Below are 20,235 nucleotides of genomic sequence, written 5' to 3' on the forward strand. Positions count from 1 at the left end.
GCGCGCTCGTCGTAGAGGTCGACGACACGCTGGTCGTAGTCGCGGGTCGCCGGGTCGGTCGGGACCATGCCGGAGGCGTCGCCGACTCCGAGGACCTTCTCGCCGGTGAGGCGCCAGTGCACGTATCCGGCGACGGTGGTGAGGAAGTCGATCCGCTCGACGTGCGGCTCGGAGTCGAGGACCGCCTGGTGCAGGTGCGCGAGCGACCAGCGCAGCGGGATGTTGGCGCCGAACAGCTCGGTGAGCTCGGCCGACGCGGGGCCTGTGCTGGTGTTGCGCCAGGTGCGGAAGGGGACGAGCAGCCCGCCGTCCGCATCGAAGGGGAGGTAGCCGTGCATCATCGCCGAGACGCCGAGCGCCCCGACGGAGGAGAGCTGCACGCCGTGGCGCGACGAGGCGTCGGCGACGAGGTCCGCGTAGGCGGCCTGGAGGCCCGCGTGGACGGCGTCGAGGGAGTAGGTCCAGCGGCGGTCGACGAACTGGTTCTCCCACTCGTGGCTGCCGACGGCGAGGACCACGGACGGGTCGGCCGCGTCGACCAGGCACGCCTTGATCCGGGTGGAGCCGAGCTCGATGCCGAGGGCGGTGGCGCCGCTCGTGATCACGTCGGCGGGGGTGGGCCTGCGCTGGTCCATCATGCTCCTCGCTCGGGCGATGTGACCGTTCACAAAGCCCCGGGTCAGCGTAGGCGAAACGGCTCGGGGTCGGCAAGCGAGGGGCCGCCCGACGGGGTCCGACTGCTCCTCCTCCGCCGCAAGCCCCTTCCGCCGGGGCCGCCCGCTTGGTCGCATGAGGCATGCGTGAGATCAGACTCGTCAGACTCGTCACCCGCCTCGAGAACGCCGCCGCCCTCGATCCGCTCGTCGGCCGGGTGAAGCGGGCCGTGAACGCGGTGGTCCGGCCGCAGCCGGTGCGGGACGTGCTGCACGGCGTCCCGGTCGGTCACCCCGTCCATCCGCTGCTCGTCCTCGTTCCCACCGGCGCCTGGGTGTCGGCGGCGGTGCTCGACCTGCTGCCGGGGAACCAGCGGGCGGCGCGGACCCTCGTCGGCGTCGGCGTGATCAGCGTCCTGCCGACCGCCGCCTCCGGCTTCACCGACTGGTCGGAGCTGCACGAGCAGCAGACCCGCGTCGGGCTGGTGCACTCGGCGGCCAACGTGGTCGCGACGGGCCTCTACGCCGCGTCGTGGGTGCAGCGCCGCCGCGGGCGCACCACGAGCGGGAAGGTGCTCGGGATGCTCGGACTCGCCGTCGTCTCGGGCGGCGGCTACCTGGGCGGCCACCTCAGCTACCGGCAGGCGGCGGGGGCGAACCACGCGGAGGACGTGCCGCACCGCTTCCCCTCCGGCTGGCAGGAGCTCGGCGCCCTGGCGGACCTGCCCGAGCGCACGCCGATGAGGAGGGAGGTCGCGGGCTTCCCCCTGCTCGCCTTCCGGCGGGGCGAGCGGATCGACGTGCTCTCGAACGTCTGCAGCCACCTCTCGGGCCCGCTCGACGAGGGCGAGGTCTCGGCGGACGGCTCGGGCGAGGCGTGCGTCGCCTGCCCGTGGCACGGCAGCGCCTTCTCGCTCGAGACCGGCGAGGTGCTGCGGGGGCCGGCCACCTCGCCGCAGCCGCGGTTCGAGACGCGGGTGCGCGAGGGGCGCGTGGAGGTGCTGCTGCCGCACGCGGGGTGAGGCGGGGGCCGGTGCTGCTCAGGCCTGAGCCGTCGACGCCCGCTCCACCAGCACCGGCGGCACCGGGCGGTCGACGGCGGGCTCCTCGCCGCACAGCTCCGCGAGCACGACCCCGATCGTGCGGCGGCCGACCTCCGCGAAGTCCTGGCGGATGGTCGTCAGCGGCGGCTGGTAGTGCGCCGCCTCGGGCACGTCGTCGAAGCCGACGACGCTGAGGTCCTCGGGCACGCGCAGTCCCCGCTCGGTGCAGGCGTGCAGGAGTCCGAGGGCCATCTGGTCGTTGCCGGCGAACACCGCGGTCGGCAGAAGCGCGGCTCCGAGGAGGCGGAGGCCGGCGCGGTAGCCGGACTCGGCGCTCCAGTCGCCCTCCACGACGGCGACAGGGTCGAGGCCGGCCGCGCTCATCCCGGCGCCGAAGCCCTCGAGCCGCGCCTGCGCCTCCACCCAGTGCTGCGGACCGGCGAGGTGCGCGATGCGGGTGTGGCCGAGGCCGACGAGGTGCTCGGTCGCCAGTCGCGCTCCGGCCGCCTGGTCGACGAGGAGCAGAGAGTCGGCGCCGCGGTCCGTCGCGCCGAGCGTCACCGAGGGGACGCCGATCGCGAGGCTCTTGATCGCCTCCAGCGCGCGCTCCTGCGGGGCGAGGACCACGATCGCCTCCACCGACTCCCGCTGCAGGTGGGCGAGACCGTCGGCCAGCGACTCCGCGTCCGGCGCCGCGTTCACGACCGGGACCCGGTAGCCCGCGTCGCGCGCCGCCTGCTCGATCGCGGCCATCGCGGTGGCGGTGCCGTAGAAGCTGTGGCTCTCGGCGGCGAGGATCCCGATCAGGCCGGAGCGGCTCGTCGCCAGGGCGCGGGCAGCGGCGCTGGGGCGGAAGCCGAGGTCCTCGATCGCGGCGAGCACGCGCTCCCGGGTGCGCGGCCGCAGCTGGGGGCTGTCGTTGAGCACCCGCGAGACCGTCTGGTACGACACTCCGGCCCGCACCGCGACGTCGCGGATGGTCGGCGCGCGGTCGAGGGGCATGGCCACACCGTAGCGGTGCGTGCGCCCCCGCCCCCTCCCGCGAGACGCCTCCCGGGTGCGCGTTCGTCGGCGGGTCGCGTACCGGAGCGGCGTCCCGCGGGCGCGGGTCAGGGGCCGCCGAGCCAGTGGTCGATGCGGTGGTGGTCGGGGGTGAAGCCGTGGTCGACGCCCCAGAGGACGGCCTGCGTGCGGCTGGTCGCGCCGATCTTGCCGTAGACGCTGCGGATGTAGGACTTCACCGTGTTGGGGCTGAGGTAGGTGAGCGCGGCGACGTCGGCGTTGCTCTTGCCCTGCGTGATGAGCGCGAGGATCTCCGACTCCCGGTCGGTGATGCCCTCGTGGCGGCCCGGCCAGTCGAGGCCCGGTGCGCTGCCCGCCCGCCGCGGAGGATCGCTGACGACGACCTCGCCCGCCGCCACCCGCTCGAGCGCGGCCACCAGCTCCCGCGCCGGCAGGGTCTTGGAGAGGTAGCCGTGGACGCCCTGCTCGAGGGCGTCCGCGACGAGCGTCGGCGCGAAGTTCCAGGTGTAGACGACCACGTGCTCGGCCCGCTCGTTGCGCACCAGCTCCGCGATCTCGTGGTGGTCCGACTCCGGCTGGGCGAACGAGTCGTAGAGGACGACGTCGATCCGATCGGAGAGGGAGGCGTTCGCGTCGATCTCGGCGACGACCACCCGGTCGCGGTAGTGGTCGAACATGTGCGCGAGGCCCGTGAGGACGACGTCGTAGTCGTCGACGAGCGCGACGGTGAGGGGCGCACGGCGGGTCATGGTCGGACGCTACCGCACGGCTCGTCGGGGCGAGCACACCCCCAGGGGTGTACCGCTGCCTCCTCCGGGGTGGTTGCGTAGCCACCGGTCCCGCAACCGCGGAACCGATCAGCGGGCCCCCGCCCGCACAACGGAAGGACGACCGCCATGCTCGGTCTCATCATCAGCCTCATCGTCGTCGGACTCATCGCAGGAGCGCTGGCCCGGCTCATCGTCCCCGGGAAGCAGAGCATCAGCATCGGCATGACCATCGTGCTCGGCATCGTCGGCTCGTTCGTCGGCGGCTTCCTCGGCTTCCTGATCTTCCAGCACGACCCGATGGACGGCTTCTTCCAGCCCGCCGGCATCATCGGCTCGATCATCGGAGCGATCATCGTCCTGCTCGTCTACACCCGCTTCGCCGGCCGCTCCGCCGCGCGCCGCTGACCCGCAGCGCACGGCGACAGCGAGGTCGCTTCCGACCCGCGCTCCGCGGGCGTGCAGGCACCACGCTGACCGGCGGCCCCGGCCCGGCTCCCTCCACGGGCCGGGCCGTCGTGCTGTCCGCGGGGTGCCCGGGCGTCGACCGCGGTCTCCGACGCTGCGTCCGCGGGTTCCGACGCTCCGTCCGCGGAGCCCGCGCCGCGTCCTCCGACCTCCGCGGATCAGCGGCGGAGTCCGTGGCTGTCGCGTCGGTGGCTGCCGAGGCCGTCGCCGCAGAGTCCGCAGCCGCGCAGCCCGTCGCCGCCCAGCCGCCGCGCACCGGGGTGCGCGATGCTCGGGCGATGCCGCTCGTCGTCCCCGATGCCCTCGTCCCGCTCGCGCTCCGGCTCGCCCGTGCGAACCGCACCTTCGTCAGCGCGGAGGGAGCCCGTCGCCGCATCCGGGAGCGCGCGCTCCGTCCCGCCTCCTACGGCCCGCCGCCCCGCCTCCGGCCCGGCGTGCGCGTCGACGTGGAGCAGGTCGGCTCCTGGCCGGTCTACACGATCCGCCCGCGGGTGATCCGCGGCGGCGTCGTCTACGTCCACGGCGGCGGCTGGGTGAACGAGATCGCGCCCCAGCACTGGTGGCTCGCCGCCCGCATCGCCGACGAGGCCTCCGTCGCGGTGACCCTCCCGATCTACCCGCTCGTGCCCTTCGGCACGGCGCTCGAGGCGCGCGACGGTGTCCGCGCCCTGGTGCTGCGGAGTCTTGAGCGGCACGGGGCGACCTGCCTCGCCGGCGACTCTGCGGGCGGCCAGATCGCCCTCTCGACGGCCCTCGCCCTGCGCGACGAGGGGGTGGTCCTGCCGCGCATGACCCTCGTCTCGCCCGCGCTCGACCTCTCCTGGAGCAACCCGCGGATCCCCGAGGTGCAGCCGACCGATCCCTGGCTCGGCACCCCGGGCGGTCGCGTCCTCGCCGAGAGCTGGCGCGGCGCCCTCGACCTGCTCGATCCGTGGTCAGCCCGCTGTTCGGCGACCTGGCGGGCCTCGGCCCCCTCACCGTCTTCACCGGCACGCGGGACGTCCTCAATCCGGACGCCCACGTGCTGGCCGAGCGGGCGGCGGCTGCCGGGGTCCCGTTCGAGCTCCACGAGGCCGTCGGGCAGGTCCACGTGTACCCGCTCGTGCCCACGCGGGCCGGCCGCGAGGCGCAGCACGACCTTGTCGAGGGGCTCCGCGCGGCGGTCTGACCACCGGCCGGCCCAGGCGTCCGGCAGGCTCCTCTCAGTCCGTCTTCCGGACGGCGGACGGCGCCTCCGCCCGCTCGTCCACGACGTCGAGGCGAGCCAGCGCGTTCGCCGTCCCCCGGCGGCCCCGTGTCGCGACCAGGCCGATCATCGCGGCCGCCGCGAGGACGAAGGCGAGCAGCGACCAGAAGCCGCCCTCGACGGCGAGCAGGGTCGACCAGCCGCCCGATCCCGCCGCCCAGCGCACGAGCCGCTGCCAGAGGAGCGGTCGCGGCTCGGGACGCAGGCGCACCACCGTCTCGCCGAGGGTCCGTCCGGACCGCAGCACGATCACCAGCTGGAGCAGCGGAGCGACGAACGGCAGGGCGCCGAGAACCACGTCCCCGGGGCTCGAGCGCGTGTCCACCCCCGCGAGCACGAGGCCGACCCCGGTGATCGAGACGAGCGCGCCCGTGATGAGGCTCAGCGCGAGCACGTCGCAGAACATGCCGAAGGCGCGGCGGCGGATCGTGACCGGGCGGGCCAGCTCCGGCACCGCGCCCTCGGTCCGGCGGGTGAAGAGGAGGAGGACGGGGGAGAGGAGGGTGCCGAGCAGGGCGCCGGCCGTGTTGGCCAGCAGGTCGTCGACGTCGAAGAGCCGGTAGGCGCACGGGTAGAGGAACCAGTCGCCCGTGAGCTGCGTGACCTCGATGAGGAGCGAGACGGCGAAGCCGACGGCGGTGCCGCCGATCATCCCGGCGACGAGGCGCCCGCGCAGAGCGAGGTGGCGGACGAGCATCCCGAGGGGGACGAAGAAGACCACGTTCAGGAGCACCTGCGCGGACGCGGGGTTCGTCAGCAGCGCGCGGGGCCCGTCGATCCCACCCTCCTTCGCGATGTCGCCGACGAAGGCGAACAGGCGCAGCTGCGGACCCGATCCGGTGCGGCAGGCGGCGGCGACCGTCGCCTCGTCGGGCAGGGGGAGGAGCGTGTAGGTGACGAGGGCGAGCGCGTAGACCACGGCGGCGAAGGCCAGCACCGCGTTGCCGATCCCGAGGACGCCGCGGCGCCGGTACTGCAGGGCGGCCCAGGGCACGAGGCCCACGAGGGCGACGGCGGAGCCGAACAGGAGGGCGAGCACGGCGGAGGTCATGCGTCGACAGTAGGAGAGCGGAGGCCGATCCCCACCGACAGGCGCGTCGGGGATCTCCGCCAGCGCGATTCGTCCCTCCCCAGCGCGGGATCCGGGCGCTCCTCCACGGATCCGAGCGATCCCCGTCCGCCGCCTCCACGCCCTGCTAGCGTTTCCTGGGTCGCGTCCAAGAAATGCGTGCACCTCCGACCCCTCCACGAAAGACGTCATGCCGCTGCGCTCCCGCCTCCTCGCCCTCCCCGCCGCCGTCGCGGCCGCCGCGCTCCTGCTCAGCGGCTGCACCGCCGAGACGCCCGACGCCTCCAGCACCCCCGTCGACGGCGGGACGCTGACCTACGCGTCCGGCGACGGCGAGCCCACCTGCCTCGACCCGCACGTCGGCGGCAACTACCCGCAGGCGCTGCTCGCGACGCAGGTGCTCGAGTCGCTCGTCTCGCGCGACGCCGACGGCACCATCACGCCGTGGCTGGCCGAGTCGTGGACCGTCTCGGACGACGCGCTCAGCTACGACTTCACCCTGCGCGAGGGCGCGACCTTCACCGACGGCACCGCCCTCGACGCGGAGGCGGTCGCCGCGAACATCGCGCACCTGCAGGACCCGGCGACCAAGTCCTCCACCGGCTACCTCGCCGTGGCGAAGGTCGCCTCCGTCACCGCGGTCTCGCCGACCGTCGCCCGCTTCACCCTGACCGCGCCGGACAGTGCGCTGCTCGAGTCGCTCGCGCAGCCGTGGACCGCGATCGAGTCGCCCGCCGGCATCGCCCGCGGCGAGGCGGCCAACTGCGAGGCGCCCGTCGGCACCGGCCCCTTCACCGTCTCGGAGTGGGTCAAGCAGGACCACGTGACCCTCACCCGCAATGAGGCCTACGACGCGTCGACCGGCCCGACCGGGGACGGCCACGAGGGCCCCGCGCACCTGGCGAGCATCACCTGGCGCTTCATCCCCGACTCCGCCACCCGCTATGCGGCGCTGCAGTCGGGCGAGGTCGACGTGCTCGACAACGCCCAGCCCGACACCCTGAAGGCCGCGACCGGAGCCACCGACCTCGTCGAGCTCGACGCGCCCCGGCCCGGCTCGGTCAACCGCCTCGAGCTCAACTCCGGGCAGGCGCCGTTCGACGACGAGTCCGTTCGCGAGGCCTTCGTCCGCGGCGTCGGCGTGAACGACGCGATCGACTCCCTCTTCTTCGGCACCGCCGAGCGCTCCTACTCCCCGCTGTCCAGCCGCGAGGCGACCGCGTACTCCGACCCGTCGCTCTTCGAGGACGCCGGGTCCGACTCCGAGACGGCCGCCGCCGAGGATCTGCTCGAGAAGGCCGGCTGGGTGGACTCGGACGGCGACGGCATCCGCGAGAAGGACGGCACGCCGCTGACGCTGCGATTCCCCGTCAGCACCAACCAGTCGATCCCGGCCGAGCAGTCGCTGTTCGAGCAGATCCAGGCCTCGGCGAAGACCCTCGGCTTCGACGTGCGGATCAGCCTGCTCGACCTGTCGAGCTGGTACACCGCGCTCGCGTCGAACGAGTACGAGCTGGTGAGCGCCCCGTACACGAAGGTCGGACCCGACGTGCTGCGGATCCTCTACTCCTCCTCGGGCATCACCCCCGCGCCGAGCGGCTACTTCGCCAACCACGCGCAGATCGCCGACCCCGCGCTCGACTCGCTGCTCGAGCAGGCGAGCGCCACGACCGACGAGGACGCCCGCGCCGACCTGTACGAGCAGGCGCAGCGGATCGTCCTCGAGGGCTACTGGATTCTGCCGCTCTACGACCAGCAGAACCACTACCTGCACCGGTCGGCCGTCCAGGGCCTCGTCGCCCTCGACACCGTGTCGACCCCCTGGTTCGCCGACGCCTGGGTCTGACCCGGCCCCGGAGAGCCGCCCGCACCGATCGAAGAGCGGACGCATGCCGGTCGAGTAGTCGCCGCGGCGGCGCACCGAGACCCCGCGATCGGACGGGCGGATCTCGATGCGTCCGCTCCGCGGGCTGCTCGATCAGCAGGGGTCCGTCCTCCATGCTGGTCGAGTAGCCGCCGTCGGTCGCGCATCGCGTGCTCCGGAGGGAGCGGACCTCGACGACGCCCCCCTCCACCGCCCCGACCAGAGAGGACGCCCGCCCGCATGATCCGTCGCGTGCTCCTCCGCCTCGGTGGCGCCCTCGTGGTGCTGTGGGCCGTCGCGACCGCCGTCTTCGTCCTCATCCGCCTCGTCCCCGGCGATCCGGCGCAGGCGATCCTCGGCGGTCCGGGCTCGCAGGCGTCGCCCGAGGCGCTCGCCGCGGTGCGGGAGCAGTACGGCCTCGACCAGCCGCTCCTCGTGCAGTACCTGGTGCAGCTCGGCAGGCTCGCGCGCGGCGACCTCGGCACCTCCTACTCCCTGCGCACTCCCGTCGCGCAGATCCTCGGCGAGCAGCTGCCCGGCACCCTCCTGCTCGCCGTGCTCGCGCTCACCGCCGCATGGATCCTGGCGCTCGCGACCGCCCTCTGGTCGACCCGGGGCGGCCGCCTCGCCGCCGCGGTCGGGTCCGGCCTCGAGCTCACGGCGGCCGCGCTCCCGCACTTCTGGCTGGCGACCGTGCTGATCGCCGTCTTCGCGACCGCGCTGCGCTGGCTGCCCCCGGTCAGCACCGGGTCGCCCGCCGGGCTGGTGCTGCCGACGCTCACCCTCGCGATCCCGCTGGCGGGCTTCCTCGGCCAGGTGATGCGCCGCTCCCTCCTCGACGCGCTGGAGTCGCCGTTCGTGCTCGCCGCTCGGGCGCGCGGCGAGGGCGAGCTCGGCGTCCGCGCCCGCCACGCGCTGCGCCACGCGGTGCTGCCAGGGGTCTCGCTCTCGGGCTGGGCGTTCGGCTACCTGATCGGCGGGGCCGTGGTGGTCGAGACGATCTTCGCGAGGCCGGGGCTCGGCCGGACTCTGCTCGCGGCGGTGACCGTCCGTGACGTGCCGGTGGTGACGGGTGTCGTGCTGGTCACGGCGCTGGCGTACATCGTCGTGACCCTCGCCACCGATCTGCTGACGCGCGTGATCGACCCGCGGCTGGCCCGGCGGGAGGCGGTCGCGTGAGCGAGCTCGAGCTGCGCGCCGCCCGCCCGCTCCGCCGGGGTCCCTCCCGCCTCCGCGCCGGCGAGGTGCTGGCCGCGGTCTTCGTGGTGCTGCTCCTGCTCGCCGCCGTCGCGCCCGGGCTGCTCGCCCCCTCCGATCCGCTCGCCGTCGCCCCGCGCGACGCCTTCACCCCACCGGGTGCCGCGCACCTGCTCGGCACCGACGAGTCCGGTCGCGACGTCCTCAGCCGCCTCATCGCGGGGGCCGGCGCATCCCTCCTGATCGGCGCCAGCGCCACCGCGATCGGCCTCGTCCTCGGCGCGGTGCTCGGGGTGGTCGCGGCGTTCGGCGGCCGCGTCGTCGACGGCGTGATCGGCCGCGTACTCGAGGTGCTCTTCGCCTTCCCCGCGCTCCTGCTCGCGCTGCTCGTGATCGTGGTCACGGGTCCCGGAGTCGTCCCCGCCACCATCGCGGTCGGCCTCTCGACCGCGCCGGGGTACGCCCGCATCCTGCGCACGCAGCTGCTCGGCATCCGCGACTCCGGCTACGTCGAGGCGGCGCGCGTGCTGGGCCACGGACCCGTCCGCATCCTCGTCCGGCACGTCCTCCCCAACACCTTCGGGCCGCTCGCCGTGCTGGCGACCCTCGGCGTCGGCCAGGCGATCGTCTGGGCCTCGGCCCTCAGCTACCTGGGCCTGGGCGCCGAGCCGCCCGCGCCGGAGTGGGGCGCGATGCTCTCGGCGGGCCGCACCTACCTCGCGAGCGCGTGGTGGCTGACCGTGTTCCCGGGGCTGGCGATCGTGCTGACCACGATCGCGACGACGGTCCTCGGCGGGCGTCTGCGGGGTGCGCGGTGAGCGCGGTCGTCGTCGAGGGGCTCCGGGTCGCCTTCGACGGAGTCGAGGTGGTGCACGGGGTCTCGTTCCGCGTGGAGCCGGGGGAGTGCGTCGCGATCGTCGGCGAGTCCGGGTCGGGCAAGAGCGTCACCGCGCGAGCGCTGCTGGGGCTGAGCGGAGGCGCCGTGACCGGGAGCGTCCGCGTCGGCGGGACCGAGGTGGTCGGAGCGGGCGAGCGGGAGCTGCGGCGGCTGCGCGGCGGATCCGTCGGCTTCGTCCCGCAGGACGCGCTGCTCTCGCTCGACCCGCTGCGCCCGATCGGCCGCGAGATCGGCGACGTGCTCCGCCTCCACGGCCGCCTCCCCGCGGCCGAGCGCGCGCAGCGGACGGTCGAGGCCCTGGCGAGCGTCGGCATGCCGGAGCCGGCCGAGCGGATGCGGGAGCGCTCCGGCGACCTCTCCGGCGGTCTCCGCCAGCGCGCCCTCCTCGCGGCGGCCGTGGCGCTCGATCCGCCGCTGCTCGTCGCCGACGAGCCGACCACCGCGCTCGACGTGACCGTCCAGGCCCGCGTGCTCGAGCTCTTCGCCGAGCAGAAGGCGCGCGGCCGGGCGCTCGTCCTGGTCTCGCACGACCTCGCGGTGGTGGCGGGCCTCGCCGACCGCATCCTCGTGCTGGCCGACGGCCGCGTGGTGGAGGAGGGGACCGCGGCCGAGGTGCTGCGCGCGCCCCGCAGCCCCGAGGCCCGCGCGCTCGTGGCCGCCGTCCCCGCAGGGCGCCCGCGCGGTTCCCGGCTCACCGACCCGACCGCACCGGCGACCCCGCCCGAGACTCCCGGCGAGGTCGTGGTCGCGGCCCGCGGACTCGCCGCCCGCTTCCCGCTGCCCGGCGGAGGAGTGCGGGTCGCGGTCGACGACGTCGACCTCCGGCTGCGGCGCGGCGAGACCGTCGGGCTCGTCGGCGAGTCCGGGTCGGGCAAGAGCACGGTGGCCCGGCTCGTGCTGGCGCTGCGGCGTCCGGACGCGGGCGCCGTCGAGCTGTTCGGCGAGCCGTGGTCGGCAGCGACCGAGCGCTCCCGCCGTCCCCGCCGCCCGCGGATCGGCGCCGTCTACCAGGACAGCCTCTCCTCGTTCGACCCGCGCTGGAGCGTCGGCCGCCTCCTCCGCGACGCCGGCGCCGCCTCCGTGCCCGCGCTGCTCGAGAGCGTGGGGCTCGACCCCGCCCTGGAGCGGCGCTCGCCGCGGACCCTCTCCGGCGGTCAGCGCCAGCGCGTCTCGATCGCCCGGGCGCTGGCGACGCGCCCCGACGTGCTGATCTGCGACGAGCCCGTCTCGGCCCTCGACGTGTCGGTGCAGGCGCAGATCCTCGACCTGCTCGACGACCTGCAGCGCCGTCACGGCCTCGCCCTCCTCCTCATCTCGCACGACCTCGGCGTGATCGCCCACATGAGCGATCGCATCGCGGTGATGCGCGAGGGCCGGATCGTCGAGGCGGGGCCGGCCGCGTCGCTCCTCGCCGCACCGCAGGAGGAGTACACGCGCCGCCTGCTCGCCGCCGCCCCGCGCCTCGAGCGCTGAGCCGTCCGCGGCGCGGCCCCCGCGCAAGCCCGCGCCGCGAATCCGCCGCACCTCCACCACGTGTCGGACCTGCGGCGTAGCGTTGCCGAGGTGATGCGCCCGACGACCCAGACCCTCGGCCAGCTCCGTGCCTCCGGGCACGTGCAGAAGAGCCTCCGCACCGAGATCCGCGACAACCTGCTCGACGCCCTGCGCGAGGGCCGCGATCCCTGGCCGGGCCTGCACGGCTTCGCCGAGACGGTCATCCCGCAGGTCGAGCGAGCCGTCATCGCCGGCCACGACATCGTCCTGCTGGGCGAGCGCGGCCAGGGCAAGACCCGCCTCCTGCGCACCCTCGTCGGCCTGCTCGACGAGTGGACGCCCGTCATCGAGGGGTCCGAGCTCGGTGAGCACCCCTACGAGCCGATCACCACGGAGAGCCGCCGCCGCGCGGAGGAGCTGGGCGAGGACCTGCCCGTCGGGTGGAAGCCCCGCGAGGAGCGCTACGTCGAGAAGCTGGCCACCCCCGACACCAGCGTCGCCGACCTCATCGGCGACGTCGACCCGATGAAGGTGGCCGAGGGCCGCAGCCTGGGCGACCCGGAGACCATCCACTTCGGCCTCATCCCGCGCAGCCACCGCGGCATCGTCGCGATCAACGAGCTGCCGGACCTGGCCGAGCGGATCCAGGTCGCCATGCTCAACGTGATGGAGGAGCGCGACATCCAGATCCGCGGCTACGTCCTCCGCCTCCCCCTCGACGTCCTCGTCGTCGCGAGCGCGAACCCGGAGGACTACACGAACCGCGGCCGGATCATCACGCCGCTGAAGGACCGCTTCGGCGCCGAGATCCGCACCCACTACCCGACGGCTCTCGTCGACGAGGTCGCCGTCATCCGGCAGGAGGCGGACCTCGTCGCGACCGTGCCCGACGCGCTCATCGAGATCCTCGCCCGCTTCACGCGGGCCCTGCGCGAGTCGAGCTCCGTCGACCAGCGCAGCGGCGTCAGCGCCCGCTTCGCCATCGCCGGCGCCGAGACGATCGCCGCCGCCGCCCTGCACCGCGCCACCCGCCGCGGCGAGGAGGAGGCGGTCGCCCGCCCCATCGACCTCGAGACCGCCGTCGACGTGCTCGGCGGCAAGATCGAGTTCGAGTCGGGGGAGGAGGGCCGCGAGGACGAGATCCTCGACCACCTGCTCCGTCAGGCCACCGCCGAGACCGTCCGCGCCCACCTGCGCGGCGTCGACCTCGGGCCGCTCGTCGAGGCGGTCGAGAACGGCGCGATGATCACGACCGGCGAGCAGGTGACCGCCCGCGAGTTCCTGGCCGGCCTGCCGCTGCTGGGCGAGGCCCGCGTGTACGACGAGGTCGCCGAGCGCCTCGACGCCGTGGGGGAGGGGCGCCGCGCCGGAGCGGTCGAGCTCGCCCTCGAGGGCCTCTACCTCTCGCGCAAGCTGAGCAAGGAGACGGGCGGGGGCGAGGCCGTCTATGGCTGATGCTCCGCGCGGCAACCGGCGGCTGAAGCGCGACGCGCGCTACGCGAAGTACGACGGGGGACCCGATCCGCTCGCTCCTCCGGTCGACCTGAAGGAGGCCCTCGACGCGATCGGCGAGGACGTGATGGGCGGCACCTCGCCCGAGCGCGCCCTGCGCGAGTTCCTCCGCCGGGGCACCCGCGACCGCGAGGGCCTGGACGACCTGGCCGCCCGCGTCGCCGAGCGGCGTCGCGAGCTCACGCAGAGGAACAACCTCGACGGTACGCTCCGCGAGATCCGCGAGCTCCTCGACAAGGCCGTCCTCGCCGAGCGCAAGCAGCTCGCCCGCGACACGCAGATGGACGACGGCGACCGCGCGCTCGCCGAGATCCAGCTCGACAGCCTCCCGCCCTCGCCGGCCGCGGCCGTCTCGGAGCTCCGCGACTACCGCTGGCAGAGCCCCGAGGCGCGCGCCGACTTCGAGCGGATCCGCGAGCTCCTGGGCCGCGAGATGCTCGATCAGCGCTTCGAGGGGATGAAGCAGGCCCTCGAGAACGCGAGCGACGAGGACCGCGCCGCGATCGACGCGATGCTCCGCGACCTGAACGAGCTGCTCGAGGCGCACGCGCGCGGGGAGGACACCCCCGAGCAGTTCGACGCCTTCATGGAGCAGCACGGCGAGTACTTCCCCGAGGGCCCGGAGTCGGTGGACGAGCTGATCGACGCGCTCGCCGCCCGCGCGGCCGCGGCTCAGCGGATGCGCAACTCGATGACCGCCGAGCAGCGCGCCGAGCTCGACGCCCTCGCCCAGGAGGCCTTCGGCACGCCGGAGCTCATGCAGTCCCTCGGCCGCCTCGACGAGACCCTGCGGGGGCTCCGTCCCGGCGAGGACTGGGGCGGCTCCGAGCGGATGGACGGCGAGCAGGGGCTCGGCCTCGGCGACGGGACGGGCGTGTTCCAGGAGCTGGCCGACCTCGACGCCCTCGCCGACCAGCTCGCGCAGACGGACCGCTCCTCCCTCGACGACCTCGACCTCGACCTGCTGGCGAAGCGGCTCGGCGAGGACGCCTCCGTCGACGCGCAGACGCTGAAGCGCCTGGAGCGGGCCCTGCGCGACTCCGGGACCCTGCGCCGCGGCTCCGACGGCCGCCTCTCCCTCAGCCCGAAGGCCATGCGCCAGCTCGGCAAGGCGCTCCTGCGCGACATCGCCGAGACCGTCTCCGGCCGTCAGGGCGCCCGCGACGTCCGGCGTGCGGGCGCGGCGGGCGAGCGCTCCGGAGCGACGCGCTCGTGGGAGTTCGGCGACACCGAGGCCTGGGACATCCCCCGCACGGTGACCAACGCCCTCACCCGCAGCGCCGGCGAGGGCCGACCTGTCGGCTCGGGGGTGCGCATCCTGATCGACGACGTCGAGGTGCAGGAGACGGAGGCGCGCACGCAGGCCTGTGTCGCGCTCCTCGTCGACACGTCGTTCTCGATGGCGATGGACGGCCGCTGGGTGCCGATGAAGCGCACCGCCCTCGCCCTGCACACCCTGATCAGCAGCCGGTTCCGCGGAGACGCGCTGCAGCTCGTCGCCTTCGGCCGCCGCGCCGAGGTGATGGACGTCGAGCAGCTGGTGGGCCTGGACGCGGAGTGGGACAAGGGCACGAACCTGCACCACGCGCTGCTGCTGGCCAACCGGCACTTCCGCAAGCACCCGAACGCGCAGCCGGTGCTGCTCATCGTCACCGACGGCGAGCCGACCGCGCACCTCGAGCCCGACGGCGGCGTCTTCTTCGACTACCCGCCGGACCCGCTGACGGTCGCCGTCTCGGTCCGCGAGCTCGACGCGTCGCTCCGCCTCGGCGCGCACACCACGTTCTTCCGCCTGGGTGACGACCCGGGCCTCGCGCGCTTCATCGACTCGCTCGCCCGCCGGGTCGGCGGCTCGGTGGTGAACCCGGAGGCGGAGGACCTGGGCGCGGCCGTCGTCTCCTCCTACCTCGGCGCTCGCGGCGCGGGTCCGGGAGGCGGCGGAGCGCCCGGCGAGGAGCTGTTCGGCCGCGGCTGGACCTTCTGAGCCGCTCAGGATGCAGGAGGGATCCGCTCCCGCGCCTGAGGATCAGCGCGTCTCCGCCGCTCCGCAGGCGTTCGTCCTGATCTCCGACCGCGCCCGGCTCAGAACAGCGGCCAGGGCACTGCGGGCATCCCGCCCCGCGGGCCCGGGAAGCGGCCGAAGGAGCCGAGCCGCTCGCAGCGCTTCGCGAACGCGGCGACCTCGTCCTCGGTGAGCAGCTCCGAGAGCGCCTCGCCGAGCGGTCCGTCGATCTGCGCGCGCAGGAGCGCCAGCGCCGTCAGCTCCTCCTCGAGCAGCGGTTCGCCGATCCAGCCCCAGAGGACCGTGCGCAGCTTGTGCTCGGAGTGGAAGGTGAGGCCGTGGTCGACGCCGTAGCGGTGGCCGTCGGGCAGCGCGAGCACGTGCCCGCCCTTCCTGTCCGCGTTGTTGGCGACCACGTCGAACACGGCCATCCGGCGCAGCGCCGTCGAGTCCTCGTGCACGAGGGAGATGTCGCGGTCCTCCTCGTCGCTGCCGTCGAGGACGTGCCGCCATCCGTCGGGCACGGCGTCGGCGGGCACCAGGTCGACCGCGTCCTGGTCCGGATCGATGTCCTGCCAGAGCTGGACCATGCCCGGCCCGAGCGGACCGTCGCGGAGCCACGTGCGCGGCACCACGTTCCAGCCGAGCGCCTCCGAGACGAGGTAGGCGGCGACCTCGCGGCCCGCGAGCACGCCGTCCGGGAAGTCCCACAGCGGCTTCTCGCCCGAGATCGGCTTGTAGACGACGGACGTCTCGCCGAGCTGCGCGAGGAACGTCGCGTTCGAGGCGATCGTGATCCGGCCGGCCAGCTCCAGCTCGCCGTCGAGCCCGCCCGGGTCGCTCATGCGAGCGGGCAGTCGTGCCCGTCGGGATCCATCGGCTCGCCGCAGCGGGGGCAGAGCGGACGTCCGGCGCCGACGACCTCGAGGGTGCGCTTCGCGAAGGCGCGCGCCGTCCCGACCGGGATCTTCACCTGCAGCATCTCGGTGGGCTCGGGCTCCTCCTCGGAGTCGTCCTCCGCCTCGGTCAGCGGATAGGCCTCGATCACGATCTGCGCGGTGGACGGGTCCCAGCCGAGGCTGAGCCCGCCGACGCGGAACTCGGGCTCCACGGGCTGGTCGAGCGGGTCGTTGTCGACGAGCTCCGGGGGAGTGCCGGCGGGAACGCTGACCGGGTTGCCCTGGGCGGTCATCAGCTGGTCGAGGATCTCGTCGATCTTCTCGGCGAGGAGGGCCGACTGCTGCTTCTCGAGGCCGACGCTGACCACGCGGGGCCCGGTCTTGGCCTGGAGGTAGAAGGAGCGCGAGCCGGGTGAGCCGACGGTCCCCACGACGACGCGATCGGGCCAGTCGAATCCGTGCACGATCGGAGGCATGCCCCCAGTCTACGAGCGCCCGCCTCCGCGGTGGCTGCGCGCGTCGGGCTCGGGCGGCCTGCTGATCGAGCAGCCGTCTCTTCTGCTGGCCGAGCCCCCCCGCGGAGCGGGCGCATCGAGATCCACCGCCGCCGAGCACCCGCATCCCTGCCGCTCGATCGAGCCCTGAAGCGGCCCTCCCGAACCCGCGCCTACTCGTGCCCCGCCCCGCCACCCACGGCGGCGTCCGCCACGGGGGCCGCCTTCCGCAGCCAGCCCAGGTCCCCGGCGTCCGTGTTCATCGCGACGACCTCGGGCCGCCCCGCGCCGTAGCGGATGATCGACACCGACGCCGGTCCGACGCTGAGCCTCTGGAACAGGTCGAGGTGCATGCCGAGCGCGTCCGCGAGGATCGCCTTGATCGTGTCTCCGTGGCTGACCGCCGCCCACACCGCGCCGGCCCCGTGCTCCTCCGTGACCGCCGCGTCGTGCCGGCGGATCGCGGACACGGCCCGGGCCTGCATCGCGAGCATCCCCTCGCCGCCGGGGAAGACCACCGCGGAGGGCTGGTTCTGCACCGTCGCCCAGAGCGGCTCCGTCGCGAGATCCCGCAGCGAGCGCCCCGACCAGTCGCCGTAGTCGCACTCGGTGATGCCCTTGTCGATCACCGTCGCCGGCGATCCCGTCTGCCGCTCGAGGACGGAGCGCGTGGTCTGCCGGCACCGCTCGAGCGGGCTCGACACCACGGTCGCGAGCTCGACCGCCGCCAGCCGCTCCCCGGTGCGCGCCGCCTGCGTGCGTCCGACGTCGTCGAGCCGCACTCCGGCGGTGCGTCCGGCGAGGATCCCCGCGGTGTTCGCGGTGGTGCGTCCGTGCCGGACGAGGAGGAGCGTGGGCATGGGGCCAGCGTAGGCGGCCGTGCTCCCGCCCCGCCCCGTCGAGCCGCCGGGGCCGCGCCGGCGCGTTCAGCTTGACTCCATCGCGGGATGGATGCCCCGACCGCAGCGCCTGCCTAGGGTGGAGGAGCGGCCGCCCACCGCGGCCCGGAAGGGACACACATGGACGGGACGACGCCCCCCGGCATTCCCCAGGACGGCACGGATACCGAGACCGCCGCCGCGCGCACCGCCGCCGACGGCACCGCTGCCGAGCACACCGACTCCGCGCGCACCGACCCCGCGACCCCCGCGTGGGCCGCCCCCGAGGCCTCCGGCCGCCACGGCGAGGTCGCCCTGCGGATCCGCGGCCTCCGCAAGCGCTTCGGCGACAAGGAGGCCGTGAAGGACATCGACCTCGACGTCCCCGCCGGGTCCTTCTTCGGGCTCGTCGGCCCCAACGGCGCGGGCAAGACGACGACCCTCTCGATGGCCACGGCCCTGCTCCGCCCCGACAGCGGCGTCGTCACGATCCACGAGGTCGACGTCTGGAAGGACACCCTCGAGGCGAAGCGGCTGATCGGCGTCCTGGCCGACGGCGTCAAGCTGTTCGACCGCCTCACCGGTCTCCAGCTCGTCACCTACTACGGCCTGCTCTGCGGGCTCGAGCGCTCCGTCGTCGTCGAGCGGACCGACGACCTCCTCGCCCTGCTCGGCCTCGATCCGGCCGACCGCACGCTCGTCGTGGACTACTCCGCGGGCATGACCAAGAAGATCGCGCTCGCCTGCGCGCTCGTGCGCGCCCCGCGCCTCCTGGTGCTCGACGAGCCGTTCGAGTCGGTCGACCCGGTCTCGGCGGCGAACATCCGCGACATCCTGACCGGCTTCGTCGCGTCGGGCGGCACGGTCATCGTCTCGTCCCACTCCATGGACCTCGTCGAGCGGATGTGCGACCGGGTCGCCGTCATCGCCGACGGCCGCGTGCTCGCCTCCGGCACCCTCGAGGAAGTCCGCGCCGGCTCCAGCCTCGAGGAGCGCTTCGTCGAGCTGGTCGGCGGCCGCACCCACCAGGAGGGACCGGCATGGTTGCGCATCTCCTGAGGCTGCGGCTGCTCCTGCTCCGCAACTCGCTGACGCGGAACGTGTGGCAGCTGATCGGCGTGATCCTCGGCGGTCTCTACGCGATCGCGGTGCTCGGCCTGGTCGCGGCCGGCCTGGTCGCGCTCGGAGGCACGGACCCGGCGTTCGCGAACGTCGCGATCGTCCTCGGCGGCTCCGCTCTGATCCTCGGCTGGGTGCTCGGGCCGATCTTCCTGTCCGGCTCCGACCAGAGCCTCGACCTGCCCACCCTCGCGACCTTCCCGATCCCGCTGCGGACCCTCCTCCTCGGGCTCGCCGCCGCGGGCCTCGCGGGCATCCCCGGCGTGGTGACCACGCTCGGGGCGCTCGCCTCCGCCGCCGCCTGGTGGAGCCGTCCGATCGGCATCCTGCCCGGCCTCGTCGCCGCGGTGATCGGCGTCGCGACCTGCGTGGTCGCGTCCCGCCTGATCGGCGCGCTCACCACGGGCCTGGGCTCGAGCCGCCGCTACCGCGAGGTGATCGGCGGCGTCGTGCTCGTCGTCGTCATCCTGCTCGGACCGCTCTTCTTCGGCCTGACCAACGTGATCCGCGACGGCCTGGACGTCCTGCCCGTGATCGCGGGCGCCCTCGGCTGGTCGCCGCTCGGCGCGATCTGGGCCGTCCCCGGATCCGTCGTCGCGGGCGACTGGGTCGCGGCGATCGCGCGCCTGCTGATCGGGCTCGCGACGCTGACCGTCCTCGTCTGGGCGTGGGCCCGGGCGCTGCGGCACGCGCTCGCGGAGCCCGCCGCGTCCGGCGCGCACTCCGCCTCCGGATCCGCGGGCCTCGGCCTGTTCGGGCGCTTCCCCGGCACCCCGACCGGCGCCGTCGCCGCGCGTGCCCTCGGCTACTGGTGGCGCGACCCGCGCTACAGCCGCGGGCTCCTCGTCATCCCCGCCGTCGTCGTCCTCGCGGTCTTCTACTCCGCGATCGGCAGCGGCGGCGACACCTTCGTGCTGCTCTCGGCCGTGCTCGTCGGCCTGATCTTCGGCGTGACCCTCTGCGCCGACGTGTCGTACGACGGCACCGCCTGGGCGGCGCACGTCAGCTCCGGAGTGACGGGGTCGGCCGACCGCGCCGGTCGCGTCGTCGCCGCCGCGATCATCGGCGTCCCTGCGGTGGTCGTCGTGGCGGTGGGCACCGCGCTGTACGCGGGACGCGCCGACGCGATCCCGGCCGTGCTGGGCATGGCGCTGGCCCTCGTTCTCAGCGGGTTCGGGGTGTCGAGCGTCGCCTCGTCGCTCGTCGTCTACCCCGTGCCCGGGCCGGGGGACAGCCCGCTGAAGACGCCGCCGGGCTCCGGGATGATCTCGAGCGTCGTGATGCTGGGGAGCATGGCCGCGACCGGTCTGCTGGCGCTCCCGTCGATCGTCCTCGGCGCGATCTCGCTCATCGGCGGCGACCCGGCCTTCGGCCTGATCGGACTGGCGGCCGCCTTCGTGCTGGGCACCGTCTTCGCGCTGGTCGGCATCCGCGTCGGCGGTCGGATCGTCGACCGCCGAGCACCGGAGCTGTTCGCCGCCCTCGTGACGATCGGCTGACGCGGGTGGCGGGGCGCGGGTGGGCGGTTCCCGCCCGCCGCCCGCCACCCCCCCCGCGCGCCCCGCCTTGCCGGTCGGCGCGCGCCCCACCCGGCCGCCACCCCCGCGAC

Annotated in this window: 18 protein-coding genes and 1 pseudogene; 12 read left to right on the plus strand and 7 right to left on the minus strand. The window is 74.5% G+C overall.

Translation table 11 applies throughout. The features are described 5' to 3' along the window. Positions 1–635, minus strand: a 635-nt coding sequence (locus tag C5C71_RS15980) for an FGGY family carbohydrate kinase (RefSeq protein ID WP_258068748.1), incomplete at its 3' end; no start/stop codon positions are given. 161 nt (positions 636–796) lie between these two features. Here C5C71_RS15980 and C5C71_RS15985 point away from each other — a divergent pair. Beyond that, positions 797–1,675, plus strand: a complete 879-nt coding sequence (locus tag C5C71_RS15985) for a Rieske 2Fe-2S domain-containing protein (RefSeq protein ID WP_104248017.1) — start codon at positions 797–799, stop codon at positions 1,673–1,675. Positions 1,676–1,693: 18 nt separating this feature from the next. On the opposite strand, the gene C5C71_RS15990 is transcribed toward C5C71_RS15985, so the two are convergent. Beyond that, positions 1,694–2,698: a LacI family DNA-binding transcriptional regulator gene (locus C5C71_RS15990; RefSeq protein ID WP_104338065.1), complete on the minus strand. Its 1,005-nt coding sequence runs from the start codon at positions 2,696–2,698 to the stop codon at positions 1,694–1,696. Positions 2,699–2,805: 107 nt separating this feature from the next. Further along, positions 2,806–3,468, minus strand: coding sequence for a response regulator transcription factor (locus C5C71_RS15995; protein WP_104325882.1), 663 nt, complete (start codon positions 3,466–3,468; stop codon positions 2,806–2,808). A gap of 147 nt (positions 3,469–3,615) precedes the next feature. On the opposite strand from C5C71_RS15995, the gene C5C71_RS16000 reads away from it, so the two are divergent. Both C5C71_RS16000 and C5C71_RS16005 read left to right on the plus strand, forming a co-directional pair. Then, a complete protein-coding gene (locus C5C71_RS16000) occupies positions 3,616–3,894 on the plus strand; it encodes a GlsB/YeaQ/YmgE family stress response membrane protein (protein WP_104225042.1) in 279 nt (92 codons plus the stop codon). A 338-nt stretch (positions 3,895–4,232) separates the two neighbouring features. Further along, positions 4,233–5,122, plus strand: a pseudogene (locus C5C71_RS16005) (alpha/beta hydrolase fold domain-containing protein). 34 nt (positions 5,123–5,156) lie between these two features. On the opposite strand, the gene C5C71_RS16010 reads toward C5C71_RS16005, so the two are convergent. Next, positions 5,157–6,251 (minus strand): VanZ family protein, encoded by a 1,095-nt coding sequence (locus C5C71_RS16010; protein WP_181065743.1) that lies wholly within the window; start codon positions 6,249–6,251, stop codon positions 5,157–5,159. Between the two features lie 208 nt (positions 6,252–6,459). On the opposite strand from C5C71_RS16010, the gene C5C71_RS16015 reads away from it, so the two are divergent. The 6 genes from C5C71_RS16015 to C5C71_RS16040 all read left to right on the plus strand — a co-directional run bounded on the left by C5C71_RS16015 (position 6,460) and on the right by C5C71_RS16040 (position 15,218). After that, on the plus strand, positions 6,460–8,115 hold the full coding sequence (locus C5C71_RS16015; RefSeq protein ID WP_104338067.1) for an ABC transporter substrate-binding protein: 1,656 nt from the start codon (positions 6,460–6,462) through the stop codon (positions 8,113–8,115). Between the two features lie 258 nt (positions 8,116–8,373). Continuing rightward, positions 8,374–9,312: an ABC transporter permease gene (locus tag C5C71_RS16020; RefSeq protein WP_104225045.1), complete on the plus strand. Its 939-nt coding sequence runs from the start codon at positions 8,374–8,376 to the stop codon at positions 9,310–9,312. Next, positions 9,309–10,148, plus strand: coding sequence for an ABC transporter permease (locus C5C71_RS16025; RefSeq protein WP_104225046.1), 840 nt, complete (start codon positions 9,309–9,311; stop codon positions 10,146–10,148). The genes C5C71_RS16020 and C5C71_RS16025 overlap by 4 nt, the downstream gene beginning before the upstream one ends. Further along, positions 10,145–11,701: an ABC transporter ATP-binding protein gene (locus tag C5C71_RS16030; RefSeq protein ID WP_104238832.1), complete on the plus strand. Its 1,557-nt coding sequence runs from the start codon at positions 10,145–10,147 to the stop codon at positions 11,699–11,701. The genes C5C71_RS16025 and C5C71_RS16030 overlap by 4 nt, the downstream gene beginning before the upstream one ends. A gap of 93 nt (positions 11,702–11,794) precedes the next feature. After that, complete coding sequence (locus tag C5C71_RS16035) at positions 11,795–13,177, plus strand: magnesium chelatase (RefSeq protein ID WP_104249672.1); 1,383 nt, start codon at positions 11,795–11,797, stop codon at positions 13,175–13,177. Further along, entirely contained in the window at positions 13,170–15,218 is a 2,049-nt protein-coding gene (locus C5C71_RS16040; protein ID WP_104338068.1) for a VWA domain-containing protein, read from the plus strand. The genes C5C71_RS16035 and C5C71_RS16040 overlap by 8 nt, the downstream gene beginning before the upstream one ends. Before the next feature lie 98 nt (positions 15,219–15,316). Here the strand turns inward: C5C71_RS16040 and C5C71_RS16045 are convergent, their stop codons facing one another. Then, the gene (locus tag C5C71_RS16045; protein WP_104226043.1) at positions 15,317–16,081 is read right to left on the minus strand and encodes an SCO1664 family protein; all 765 of its coding nucleotides are present in this window, start codon (positions 16,079–16,081) and stop codon (positions 15,317–15,319) included. Further along, a complete protein-coding gene (locus tag C5C71_RS16050) occupies positions 16,078–16,611 on the minus strand; it encodes a DUF3090 domain-containing protein (protein WP_104225051.1) in 534 nt (177 codons plus the stop codon). The genes C5C71_RS16045 and C5C71_RS16050 overlap by 4 nt, the downstream gene beginning before the upstream one ends. On the opposite strand from C5C71_RS16050, the gene C5C71_RS17715 reads away from it, so the two are divergent. Next, positions 16,610–16,780 carry a hypothetical protein gene (locus tag C5C71_RS17715; protein WP_181065744.1) on the plus strand — a complete coding sequence of 57 codons (171 nt, stop codon included), beginning with the start codon at positions 16,610–16,612 and terminating at the stop codon, positions 16,778–16,780. The genes C5C71_RS16050 and C5C71_RS17715 overlap by 2 nt on opposite strands. 22 nt (positions 16,781–16,802) lie before the next feature. Here the strand turns inward: C5C71_RS17715 and C5C71_RS16055 are convergent, their stop codons facing one another. Then, positions 16,803–17,489, minus strand: a complete 687-nt coding sequence (locus tag C5C71_RS16055; protein ID WP_104338069.1) for a histidine phosphatase family protein — start codon at positions 17,487–17,489, stop codon at positions 16,803–16,805. Between the two features lie 159 nt (positions 17,490–17,648). On the opposite strand from C5C71_RS16055, the gene C5C71_RS16060 reads away from it, so the two are divergent. Together C5C71_RS16060 and C5C71_RS16065 are read left to right on the plus strand one after the other, a co-directional pair. Then, on the plus strand, positions 17,649–18,566 hold the full coding sequence (locus C5C71_RS16060) for an ABC transporter ATP-binding protein (RefSeq protein ID WP_104319493.1): 918 nt from the start codon (positions 17,649–17,651) through the stop codon (positions 18,564–18,566). Next, on the plus strand, positions 18,548–20,125 hold the full coding sequence (locus C5C71_RS16065; protein WP_104338070.1) for a transporter: 1,578 nt from the start codon (positions 18,548–18,550) through the stop codon (positions 20,123–20,125). Before C5C71_RS16060 ends, C5C71_RS16065 begins: the two co-directional genes overlap by 19 nt. Positions 20,126–20,235: the final 110 nt, after the last annotated feature.

Source organism: Rathayibacter sp. AY1C1 (genome assembly GCF_002932105.1).
Lineage (GTDB): Bacteria > Actinomycetota > Actinomycetes > Actinomycetales > Microbacteriaceae > Rathayibacter.

Coding starts and splice junctions, on each gene's coding strand:
- C5C71_RS15985 (WP_104248017.1), top strand. CDS start 797: ATGCGTGAGATCAGACTCGTCAGACTCGTCACCCGCCTCGAGAACGCC.
- C5C71_RS15990 (WP_104338065.1), bottom strand. CDS start 2,698: ATGCCCCTCGACCGCGCGCCGACCATCCGCGACGTCGCGGTGCGGGCC.
- C5C71_RS15995 (WP_104325882.1), bottom strand. CDS start 3,468: ATGACCCGCCGTGCGCCCCTCACCGTCGCGCTCGTCGACGACTACGAC.
- C5C71_RS16000 (WP_104225042.1), top strand. CDS start 3,616: ATGCTCGGTCTCATCATCAGCCTCATCGTCGTCGGACTCATCGCAGGA.
- C5C71_RS16010 (WP_181065743.1), bottom strand. CDS start 6,251: ATGACCTCCGCCGTGCTCGCCCTCCTGTTCGGCTCCGCCGTCGCCCTC.
- C5C71_RS16015 (WP_104338067.1), top strand. CDS start 6,460: ATGCCGCTGCGCTCCCGCCTCCTCGCCCTCCCCGCCGCCGTCGCGGCC.
- C5C71_RS16020 (WP_104225045.1), top strand. CDS start 8,374: ATGATCCGTCGCGTGCTCCTCCGCCTCGGTGGCGCCCTCGTGGTGCTG.
- C5C71_RS16035 (WP_104249672.1), top strand. CDS start 11,795: ATGCGCCCGACGACCCAGACCCTCGGCCAGCTCCGTGCCTCCGGGCAC.
- C5C71_RS16040 (WP_104338068.1), top strand. CDS start 13,170: ATGGCTGATGCTCCGCGCGGCAACCGGCGGCTGAAGCGCGACGCGCGC.
- C5C71_RS16045 (WP_104226043.1), bottom strand. CDS start 16,081: ATGAGCGACCCGGGCGGGCTCGACGGCGAGCTGGAGCTGGCCGGCCGG.
- C5C71_RS17715 (WP_181065744.1), top strand. CDS start 16,610: ATGCCCCCAGTCTACGAGCGCCCGCCTCCGCGGTGGCTGCGCGCGTCG.
- C5C71_RS16050 (WP_104225051.1), bottom strand. CDS start 16,611: ATGCCTCCGATCGTGCACGGATTCGACTGGCCCGATCGCGTCGTCGTG.
- C5C71_RS16055 (WP_104338069.1), bottom strand. CDS start 17,489: ATGCCCACGCTCCTCCTCGTCCGGCACGGACGCACCACCGCGAACACC.
- C5C71_RS16060 (WP_104319493.1), top strand. CDS start 17,649: ATGGACGGGACGACGCCCCCCGGCATTCCCCAGGACGGCACGGATACC.
- C5C71_RS16065 (WP_104338070.1), top strand. CDS start 18,548: ATGGTTGCGCATCTCCTGAGGCTGCGGCTGCTCCTGCTCCGCAACTCG.